Source organism: Yoonia sp., assembly GCF_042093035.1.
In the GTDB taxonomy this organism is placed as follows: Bacteria; Pseudomonadota; Alphaproteobacteria; order Rhodobacterales; family Rhodobacteraceae; genus Yoonia.
On the sequence record NZ_JBELFI010000097.1, the window covers coordinates 1 to 9,845 of the forward strand.

Annotated in this window: 8 protein-coding genes and 1 riboswitch; of the genes, 6 read left to right on the plus strand and 2 right to left on the minus strand. The window is 57.1% G+C overall.

The window, feature by feature from the left end; genetic code table 11:
- The first annotated feature begins 209 nt into the window (after nucleotides 1-209).
- Nucleotides 210-1,073, plus strand: coding sequence for an N-formylglutamate amidohydrolase (locus ACFDSS_RS11430; protein WP_375255878.1), 864 nt, complete (start codon nucleotides 210-212; stop codon nucleotides 1,071-1,073).
- A gap of 33 nt (nucleotides 1,074-1,106) precedes the next feature.
- Here the strand turns inward: ACFDSS_RS11430 and ACFDSS_RS11435 are convergent, their stop codons facing one another.
- Entirely contained in the window at nucleotides 1,107-2,360 is a 1,254-nt protein-coding gene (locus ACFDSS_RS11435; protein ID WP_375255871.1) for a DNA polymerase IV, read from the minus strand.
- Nucleotides 2,361-2,526: 166 nt separating this feature from the next.
- A riboswitch (glycine riboswitch) is annotated at nucleotides 2,527-2,614 on the plus strand.
- Between the two features lie 107 nt (nucleotides 2,615-2,721).
- Here ACFDSS_RS11435 and ACFDSS_RS11440 point away from each other — a divergent pair.
- The 3 genes from ACFDSS_RS11440 (at nucleotide 2,722) to ACFDSS_RS11450 (ending at nucleotide 5,172) form a co-directional block, all read left to right on the plus strand.
- Nucleotides 2,722-3,942, plus strand: coding sequence for a D-amino acid dehydrogenase (locus ACFDSS_RS11440; protein ID WP_375255872.1), 1,221 nt, complete (start codon nucleotides 2,722-2,724; stop codon nucleotides 3,940-3,942).
- Nucleotides 3,943-4,007: 65 nt separating this feature from the next.
- The gene (locus tag ACFDSS_RS11445) at nucleotides 4,008-4,898 is read left to right on the plus strand and encodes an SPFH domain-containing protein (protein ID WP_375255873.1); all 891 of its coding nucleotides are present in this window, start codon (nucleotides 4,008-4,010) and stop codon (nucleotides 4,896-4,898) included.
- Between the two features lies 1 nt (nucleotide 4,899).
- Nucleotides 4,900-5,172, plus strand: a complete 273-nt coding sequence (locus ACFDSS_RS11450) for an NfeD family protein (RefSeq protein WP_375255874.1) — start codon at nucleotides 4,900-4,902, stop codon at nucleotides 5,170-5,172.
- A 52-nt stretch (nucleotides 5,173-5,224) separates the two neighbouring features.
- On the opposite strand, the gene pyrF is transcribed toward ACFDSS_RS11450, so the two are convergent.
- A complete protein-coding gene (gene pyrF, locus ACFDSS_RS11455) occupies nucleotides 5,225-5,920 on the minus strand; it encodes an orotidine-5'-phosphate decarboxylase (protein WP_375255875.1) in 696 nt (231 codons plus the stop codon).
- Nucleotides 5,921-6,282: 362 nt separating this feature from the next.
- On the opposite strand from pyrF, the gene clpB reads away from it, so the two are divergent.
- Both clpB and ACFDSS_RS11465 read left to right on the plus strand, forming a co-directional pair.
- Nucleotides 6,283-8,895: an ATP-dependent chaperone ClpB gene (gene clpB, locus ACFDSS_RS11460; protein ID WP_375255876.1), complete on the plus strand. Its 2,613-nt coding sequence runs from the start codon at nucleotides 6,283-6,285 to the stop codon at nucleotides 8,893-8,895.
- 105 nt (nucleotides 8,896-9,000) lie between these two features.
- Nucleotides 9,001-9,845, plus strand: an 845-nt coding sequence (locus tag ACFDSS_RS11465) for a glutamate synthase-related protein (RefSeq protein ID WP_375255877.1), incomplete at its 3' end; no start/stop codon positions are given.

Here is a 9,845-nt window from a genome sequence, read left to right on the forward strand (position 1 = left end):
GAACCAGTGACCCCTTCGATGTCAACGAAGTGCTCTACCGCTGAGCTAATCATCCTGTGTCATCTGCGTTTCAGCTGCGTCCTATAACGAAATAGGACGCGGCAGAACCGCGTCAGTCGTGCGGTCTATAGAAGGAGTCGGAGAAGGGATCAAGGCCTTTTGGAATTTTCCCAAAACACGCTATCTATACAAAAGAGAGGATGAAATCTGTGTTGAAGTCCGCCTTCCATCTGTCCCGTCCGACGACCCGGACCACAAGTGTTGTCTTTGCCTCACCGCATAGTGGCCGGCACTATCCAGATGCGTTTTTGCGCGATACCGTGCTGGACGCAAGCCAGATCCGGTCTTCGGAGGATGCGTTCGTTGATCTGCTCTTTGAAGATGCGCCGGACCACGGCGCCCCATTGCTTTGTGCCCATGCGCCACGCGCTTTTCTGGATCTCAACCGTGGGCCCGACGAATTCGACAGTGCCGTTATCGCAGGCGTACGACGCACAGCGCATAACCCGCGCATTGCAAGCGGTTTGGGTGTAATTCCCCGCGTGGTGGCCAATGGCCGTCAGATTTATGGCGGCAAGATTTCTCTAACCGAGGCCTATGACAGGATTTCGCAGTATTGGCGCCCGTATCACGACCAGTTGCAGACCCTGCTTGATGAAAGTGTAAATGCCTTTGGTGAGGCGATCTTGATTGATTGCCATTCGATGCCGCATGAGGCGTTGGAAAACGTGGGTCCACCCGGTGCCGCACGACCGGACATTGTGCTGGGAGATCGTTTTGGTGCAACGGCCGCAAGTTCTGTCGTGGAGCGCGTTGAAGCCGCGTTTGCATCAGCAGGGTTTCGGGTGGCGCGCAACATGCCTTTTGCGGGTGCATTCATCACGCAGCATTACGGACGACCATCGCGCCGCCAGCACGCCATTCAGGTGGAGATTGATCGCGCGCTTTATATGAATGAACGCACGCTTGCGCCGAATGAGGATTACGCCGCATTCAGAGCGCGTCTGAATGGCGTGATCGCTGAAATCTCCCAGATTGGTAGAGCGCAAGAGCAGCGACTGGCGGCCGAATAGCGAAGCTTGGGGTGGTTCTTGATCCAGCCCAGATCAGCGCAATGCGCGGCCTTTGATGATCGCGCCTTTCCCATATCGTGCCCTGATTTGATCTGCGGCTTTTTCAGCCCTGGCCCGTCTTTGCGCATCCGGGTCCAGCAGATCACCCTCTCGATCGGCATCCGCGTCGTTGGTGATGTCGGACAGACCGACGCCCAACAGACGAAACGGACCTCGTGAACTGACTTGGTCGAACAACGCGCGCGCGGTGCGATAGACCGTATCGGCTATCTGGGTTGGGTGGCGCAAGCTGTGACGTTTGGATATGAGTTTGAAGTCCGATGTTTTCAGCTTCAGGGTGACGACGCGTCCGGCCTTGTCCTTTGCCTTGGCGCGTGCGCTGACTTTTTCGGCCATGCGCCAAAGGTGGCCGTCCAGAATGTCAACATCGCCGGTGTCTACGTTGAATGTTGTTTCATTCGAAAGGGTCTTAACAGGGCTGTGCGATGAAATGCGCCGCCCGTCTTCGCCCCTGGCCAAGGAATAGAGCCGCTCCCCCATACCGCCAAACCGGTCATGCAAATCGCGCCTGTCCCAGCGGAGAAGGTCGTCGAACGTGCGAATTCCGGCCTCTGCCAGACTGCTTTGGGCCGCGGGTCCGATCCCCCAGATGAGCCGGACGGGTTTGGGTCGCAAGAAGGCGGTGGTTTCTTCCTTGCCGATCACCGAAAAACCGCGTGGCTTGTCCAGATCTGAGGCAACTTTCGCCAAGAACTTATTGTGCGAAAGACCGATGGAGCCGGATAGTCCCAATTCATCTTTCATTCGTTTGACAAGCCGCGCAAGCATGACCGCTGGCGGCGCATGGTGCAGGCGGGCGGTGCCGCGCAGATCCATGAATGCCTCGTCCAGGGACAGCGGCTCGACCACCGGGGTCAATTCATCCATCATTTTACGGATTGCTTTGGATGCCGTTACATAGGCGTCGAAATCCGGTTTCACGACGACGGCATCCGGGCAGAGTTTCAGCGCCTTGAACATCGGCATCGCCGATTTCACGCCTTTGATCCGTGCGACGTAACAAGCAGTTGAGACAACACCGCGCCGCCCGCCGCCGATGATGACTGGTTTGTCGGCAAGTTCTGGATTGTCGCGCTTGGCCACTGACGCATAGAACGCGTCGCAATCCATATGGGCGATAAACAGATCAAACAGCTCAGGATGCCGCGTGACCCTTGGGCTCCGGCACTGCGGGCAGCGCGTTTCAGCGTCAAAACGGGTCAGGCAATCGCGGCAAAGGGCGGGCATAAAGACACTCTAATGGTACCGTTTGGTGGGCACAACGTCGCATGGGTATCCGAGGCGACCCGGGGATGCCTCCGGCGGGGATATTTATGCTCTGAAGAAGAATTCGGATTGTCGAAGAAAAGAGTTGTTTTTGTTTGCAACTGGTATAGAGGGTTTCCGATAGGAAACACGCCGACCGGGAGAGAACGGTTAGGTCTGTCGCCGAAGGAGCAACCGCCCCGGTCACTCTCAGGCAAAAGGACCGGTTGGGGTGCAACACGCCGAAGAGAGACCTTGGTTGGTCCGCCGAAGGAGCAAACCCGAAAGTGGGTGAATCTCTCAGGTACAGCAAACGGTGGGGGCATATGGTAGGAGACTTACCATGCCTTCAATTGCTGTTCTTGGTGCCGGTATCACTGGTGTCACCACTGCTTATTCTTTGATGGTCCGCGGCTTTGACGTGACGGTTTACGACCGTCAGCGCTATGCAGGGATGGAAACCAGTTTTGCCAATGGCGGACAGCTGAGCGCGTCCAACGCCGAAGTCTGGAACCAGTGGTCGACTGTCATCAAAGGCATCAAATGGATGTTGGAGGGCGATGCGCCCCTGTTTGTGAACCCGCGTCCGGGCTGGCACAAGGTCAGCTGGATGACCGAGTTTCTCGCAAATATTCCCCGCTATAAGACCAACACCACCAAGACGGCCGCGATGGCTGTTGCCGCACGCGCTGGCCTGTCGGAGATGGCAGAGAAATCAGGTGTTGATTTTGATTTCAGCCCTGCCGGGATCCTGCATTTCTACAAGGCCGAGAAAGACCTCAAGCACGCGCGCAAGGTCAATGGCTTGCTGGCCGACGGTGGGCTGGAACGGCATGAGCTGACCGCGGATGAGGTCCTGGCCCGCGAACCTACGCTTCACGGTGACATCATTGGCGGTTTCTGGACCGAGAGCGATAGCACTGGCGACATTCATAAATTCACGATTGGCCTCGCTGATTGGTTGAAGAAGCAGGGTGTGGCCTTCAGACTTGGTGCCCCTGTCACCGATCTGCATGTGCGCAATGATGGTGTATATGTCGAATGCGGTCATGAGGAGCGCTACGACGGGATTGTGGTTTCCGCTGGCGTCGCAAGCCGCAAGTTCGCGCAGATGTTGGGTGACCGCGTGAATGTCTATCCTGTCAAAGGCTATTCGATCACCGTAAACCTTGATGATCCCGTGAGCCAAGCGGCGGCACCGACGACGTCCCTGCTCGATGACAAGGCCAAAATCGTGTCGTCTCGTTTGGGCAAGAACCGTTTCCGCATTGCCGGAACAGCAGAATTTAATGGTGAAAACCGCGATATACTGGAGCGCCGCGTGCGCCCGTTGATAAAATGGTGCGAAGACCATCTTCCGGACGTATCAACGGAAAGCTGCGTGCCCTGGGCTGGTCTGCGTCCGATGATGCCCAATATGATGCCGCGCGTTGGTCCCGGCAAGAATGACCGTGTCTTCTACAATACAGGTCACGGTCACCTTGGCTGGACTTTGAGCCCAGCGACCGCTGACGCAATTGGAGCGGTTGCAATGGCACGGTATAAATCAAACAGTGTACAGTAGTATACATTGATATCTGCCCGCATCGCGCCTATCTATCCCCCATACCGCTTTTAGGGGATAGATATATGGATGCTGATACAATGATCGCCGAATTTCTGGGCCAAAACATACTTTTCCTGCTTCTGGCAGTTTTCATCGTCGTCTGCATTCTTGCAGGTGTCCGCATCGTCCCGCAATCTGAAAAATATGTTGTTGAGCGGCTGGGAAGGCTGCGGTCGGTGCTGGGGCCCGGCATCAATTTTATCGTGCCGTTTCTTGATCGTGTCCGCCACAAAGTCTCTATCTTGGAGCGCCAGCTGCCCTCGATGACGCAGGATGCGATTACATCGGACAACGTGCTGGTGCAGGTTGAGACGTCGGTTTTCTACCGGATTATCGAACCGGAAAAGACAGTTTACCGGATCCGCGATGTCGATGGTGCGATTTCGACCACAGTGGCAGGTATCGTGCGCTCAGAGATTGGCCGCATGGAGTTGGATCAGGTGCAGGCGAACCGCTCCAGTCTGATCGAGGCCGTCCGGACCCAAGTGGCCCAGCAGGTCGATGATTGGGGTATCGAAGTGACACGCGCAGAGATATTGGACGTCAATCTTGACCAAGCCACCCGCGAGGCGATGTTGCAGCAGTTGAACGCGGAGCGTGCCCGCCGCGCGCAGGTGACCGAGGCCGAAGGCAAGAAGCGCGCGGTCGAGTTGCAATCCGATGCGGAACTCTATGCTGCCGAACAGGATGCAAAGGCGCGCCGCATTCTGGCGGACGCAGAGGCCTATGCAACGCAAGTGGTCGCCGTTGCAATCGCCGAAAACGGCTTGGAAGCGGCGCAGTATCAGGTTGCATTGAAGCAGGTAGAGGCATTGCAAAAACTGGGCGATGGCGCTGGCAGCCAGACGGTTGTTTTGCCCGCCAATGCGCTGGATGCCTTTGCTGATGCATTCAAGATGTTAAAGGGGCGCTAGAATGGCACTTTGGACGGAATGGTGGGTTTGGATGTCCGGGGCGCTGATTTTGGCGACGTTGGAAGTCTTGATCCCCGGCTATATCTTTCTGGGCTTTGCAGTAGGCGCAGGGGTGATGGGGTTGCTGATCCTGCTGGGTGTGTCCGCTACAGGGTTTGCGCTGACACTTGTTATTTTTGCGGTGTTGTCGCTGATCTCCTATCTTGCGATGCGCAAGGTCTTCGGTTTGAAGAAAGGGCAGGTCAAAGTCTGGGAAACAGACGTGAATGACTGAGCGTCGCCTGCCTGCACTGAAAAAAGCCCCGCCAGACCGACGGGGCTTTTTGTTATGCTGAGGCGAGTTCGGCTTGAATAGCAAGGGCTGCCTGACGTGGATCGGCCGCTTGCCAAATGGGCCGTCCGACAACGACGTGATCGGCGCCATTCCTGATCGCCTGTGCCGGGGTCTGCACCCGTTTTTGATCCCCCAATGCCGCACCTTGCGGGCGCACACCGGGGGTGACAACCAACTTGCCTGCGGCTTCGGGCAATGCGCGGATCAATGCGGCCTCTTGCGGAGACGCAATGACGCCGTCCGCACCGTTTTCAAGCGCAATGCCAGCGCGTTCCTGCACTAAATCAGCGACATCGCCCGCCTTGATACAAGATGCATCCAGATCGCTTCGGTCGAGCGACGTCAGGATGGTGACAGCAAGGATTTTCATATCCGACCCACCCGCACCTTCACGCGCGGCGCGGACGACATGCGGGTCACCGTGGACCGTGAGAAAGTCGAGGTCGAATTGGGCAACACCGCGCACGGCCGCTTCAACAGTCGCGCCGATGTCGAAGAACTTCATGTCCAGGAAGATGCGTTTGTTGTGCTCTTGCTTCAGCTCATTGGCCAATGCCAGCCCGCCTCCGCACAGCATTCCCAGGCCGATCTTATAGAAACTGGCGCTGTCACCAAGGGTCTTTGCCAGCTCCAGCCCATCCAGAACATTGGGGACATCCATTGCGACAATCAGACGGTCTTTGGACATGGGCGGTACTCCTTTCAGGGGTTTGGCGCGGTCTAGCGAGCTTTGCGTCCAAATGCAAAAGCAATGGCGCAATCCGTCCCGGGGCCGCGCCATTGGTCCTTGGCCGTTTTCACAAACGCCCACGCGAGGGGTCTTGTGAAGAATACCTCTGCCTTAGGCGCAGAGTTGATGCATGAACGCTGTTGCAGCGCATGTCGCCGGTCGGCAGGGAAAGCTCGCTCGGTCTTCCCTCTTCCTAGTTTTTCCAGCCCGAAACCTTGCGTGAAATGGGTCCGGCCCCCACTTAATGAGCAAGGCCCAAAACAAGATGTGCCGCCTAGCGGGCATCGACTTCACACGGGCGCTTAACAAAGGAGAGACCCATGAACTTAGAAAAGTTCACCGAGCGGTCGCGCGGCTTTATCCAAGCTGCCCAGACGATCGCGATGCGCGAAAGCCACCAGCGGCTGACGCCTGAACACCTGCTCAAAGCATTGATGGATGATGAAGAAGGGCTTGCGTCCAATTTGATCACCCGTGCGGGCGGGAACCCGCAAGCTGTGCTTGCCGCCGTTGATGCGAGCCTTGCGAAAATACCGCAGGTCACTGGCGATGGCGCGCAAGCCTACCTTGATAATACGACCGCGAAGGTCGTCGCCGAGGCAGAAGCGCTTGCAAAGAAAGCTGGAGATAGCTTTGTGCCTGTCGAACGCCTTCTGACGGCGCTGGCTTTGGTGAAATCCAAGGCCAAAGATGCGCTCGACGCGGGGCAGGTCACGGCGCAGGGTTTGAACGCGGCGATCAATGATATCCGCAAAGGCCGCACCGCAGATAGTGCGACCGCAGAGGATAGCTTCGAAGCGCTGGCAAAATACGCCCGCGATCTGACTGAGGCCGCCGAACAGGGCAAGATTGACCCGATCATCGGCCGCGACGAAGAGATTCGCCGCGCAATGCAGGTCTTGTCACGTCGCACCAAGAACAACCCGGTTCTTATCGGTGAACCCGGTGTTGGTAAGACAGCCATCGCCGAAGGCTTGGCACTGCGCATCATTGACGGCGACGTGCCTGAAAGCCTGCGCAACAAGAAGCTGATGGCGCTTGATATGGGTGCCCTGATTGCGGGTGCGAAATATCGTGGTGAGTTCGAAGAGCGTCTCAAAGCCGTTCTGAAGGAAATCGAAGCCGCTGCGGGTGAGATCATTCTTTTTATCGACGAAATGCACACGCTTGTCGGTGCCGGAAAAGCCGATGGTGCGATGGATGCTGCCAACCTGATTAAACCTGCCCTGGCGCGAGGGGAATTGCACTGCATTGGTGCGACGACGCTGAATGAGTACCGCAAATACGTTGAGAAAGACGCGGCTTTGGCCCGTCGTTTCCAGCCCTTGCTTGTGGAGGAGCCAACCGTGACGGATACGGTCAGCATCCTGCGCGGCATCAAAGAGAAATACGAATTACACCACGGTGTACGGATTTCTGACAGCGCACTTGTTGCGGCGGCGACGCTTTCGCACCGCTATATCACAGACCGCTTTCTGCCGGACAAAGCCATCGACCTGATGGATGAGGCCGCAAGCCGTCTTCGTATGGAAGTGGACAGCAAGCCCGAAGAACTGGACGCGCTTGATCGCCAGATCCTGCAATTGCAGATCGAAGGCGAAGCGCTGAAGAAAGAGGACGACCAAGCTTCCAAGGACCGGCTTGAGCGGTTGGAAAAAGAATTGGCCGACCTGCAAGAGCGCGGGTCCGAGATGACCGCGAAGTGGCAGGCGGAGCGCGACAAGCTGGAAGGCACGCGCGACGTCAAGGAACGCCTTGATCGCGCGCGCGCTGATCTGGATATCGCCAAACGTGAAGGCAACCTCGCGAAAGCGGGTGAACTGTCATACGGCGTGATCCCTGAGCTGGAGCGCCTTGTCGCAGAGGTCGAAGACAACGACGATCTGATGGTCGAGGAAGCTGTGCGACCGGAACAAATCGCCGAAGTCGTTGAGCGTTGGACGGGTATTCCGACCTCCAAGATGCTTGAAGGTGAACGCGACAAGCTGCTGCGCATGGAAGATGAGCTGGGCAAGCGTGTTGTCGGTCAAAAGACCGCCGTGCGTTCGGTTGCCAATGCCGTGCGACGTGCCCGCGCTGGGCTGAATGATGAGAACCGGCCTTTGGGCTCGTTCTTGTTCCTTGGTCCAACCGGTGTGGGTAAGACGGAGCTGACAAAAGCCGTTGCCGAATACCTCTTTGATGATGACAGCGCGATGGTCCGTATCGACATGTCGGAGTTCATGGAAAAGCATGCCGTTGCCCGTTTGATCGGCGCCCCTCCCGGGTATGTCGGGTATGACGAAGGTGGCGTGTTGACGGAAGCGGTGCGGCGTCGTCCGTATCAGGTTGTCCTGTTCGATGAGGTCGAAAAGGCGCACCCTGATGTGTTCAACGTGCTGTTGCAGGTGCTGGACGACGGTGTGCTGACCGACGGTCAGGGGCGGACAGTGGATTTCAAGCAGACGCTGATTATCCTGACCTCCAACCTTGGCGCACAAGCGTTGAGCCAGCTTCCTGACGGTGCGGATGCCTCTGAAGCGAAACGCGATGTCATGGACGCCGTGCGCGCGCATTTCCGGCCGGAATTCCTGAACCGGTTGGACGAGACGGTGATCTTTGACAGGCTCGCCCGTGAGGATATGGCCGGTATCGTGACCATCCAGATGAAGCGTCTTGAGCGGCGTCTGGCAGGCCGGAACATCCATCTTGATCTGGATGAGGCGGCGCTGAAATGGCTGGCCGATGAAGGCTATGATCCGGTGTTTGGTGCGCGTCCGCTCAAGCGCGTGATCCAACGCGCCTTGCAGGACCAATTGGCAGAGATGATCCTTGCCGGCGATGTCATGGATGGCGATACGATCAGCGTCAGCGCGGGTGCCGACGGTTTGCTTGTCGGGGACCGCGTGTCCTCAAGCAACCGTGAACCACCGCAGGATGCTGTTGTGCATTGATAGATAATGGAGAGGGCGCCTTCGGGCGCCCTTTTCGCAGCAATCACTTTGTGATTGTCCCAAACCGTGTTCTGCTTGGCGAAATTCGCCCGGAAAGGACACGTCATGAACAAGACCCGCGTCGCTCAGTTGAGCAATCTCCCTGATCGCAACCCGCAGTATGCGCTGGTGGGCGAAGTTGATTTGGTCGTTGTCCGCTTTGATGAAGAGATTTCGGTTTTCTATGGGCGCTGCCTGCATCGCGGTGCGCTCATGTCTGACGGATTTGTGCGTGGAAAGGATCTGATCTGCGGGGTCCACAATTGGGACTACCGGTTGGATACGGGCGTGTCGGCCTATGCCAACGAAGAAAAGCTGCCGAAGTTTACCTCATGGGTCGATGGCGATGACGTCCTGGTTGATGCCGATGAGATTGGCGCATGGACCGAAAAGAACCCGCAGCCCTACAATCGCGATGCCTATCTGGGGCTATATGCGGATACCTCTCATGGCACGGATGCAGAGCCGCACACGGGGCTGATCCAGCAATACGCGCGCGACGGATTGTCGAAGACCGGCCATCATGGGCGCGTCGATGCGATGGGTGTGCCGCGCAATGAATTGCCCGATTGGGATGATATTCAGCTTCTGACGGCACAGTTGCACAAGGCGCCACTGCTCGATGATGATCCTGTCGGAACGGAAGTTGTCATCGGGCCGAACGCGCAAAAACCTTTGCGATTGAAGATACCGCTTTTCGTGTCGGACATGTCCTTTGGGGCGCTCTCAGAACCTGCCAAAATTGCTTTGGCGATGGGTGCTGAAATGGCGGGCACTGGCATTTGTTCGGGTGAAGGCGGGATGCTGCCCGAAGAACAGCAGGCCAATAGTCGGTACTTCTATGAACTCGCATCCGGGCGATTTGGTTTCGAATGGGAGAAGCTGGATACGGTGCAGGCGTTCCATTTCAA

Bases quoted from the DNA above. Each gene is read 5' to 3' on its own strand.
- pyrF (WP_375255875.1), bottom strand. From the start codon at position 5,920: ATGTCCAAAGACCGTCTGATTGTCGCAATGGATGTCCCCAATGTTCTG.
- clpB (WP_375255876.1), top strand. From the start codon at position 6,283: ATGAACTTAGAAAAGTTCACCGAGCGGTCGCGCGGCTTTATCCAAGCT.
- ACFDSS_RS11445 (WP_375255873.1), top strand. From the start codon at position 4,008: ATGGATGCTGATACAATGATCGCCGAATTTCTGGGCCAAAACATACTT.
- ACFDSS_RS11450 (WP_375255874.1), top strand. From the start codon at position 4,900: ATGGCACTTTGGACGGAATGGTGGGTTTGGATGTCCGGGGCGCTGATT.
- ACFDSS_RS11435 (WP_375255871.1), bottom strand. From the start codon at position 2,360: ATGCCCGCCCTTTGCCGCGATTGCCTGACCCGTTTTGACGCTGAAACG.
- ACFDSS_RS11440 (WP_375255872.1), top strand. From the start codon at position 2,722: ATGCCTTCAATTGCTGTTCTTGGTGCCGGTATCACTGGTGTCACCACT.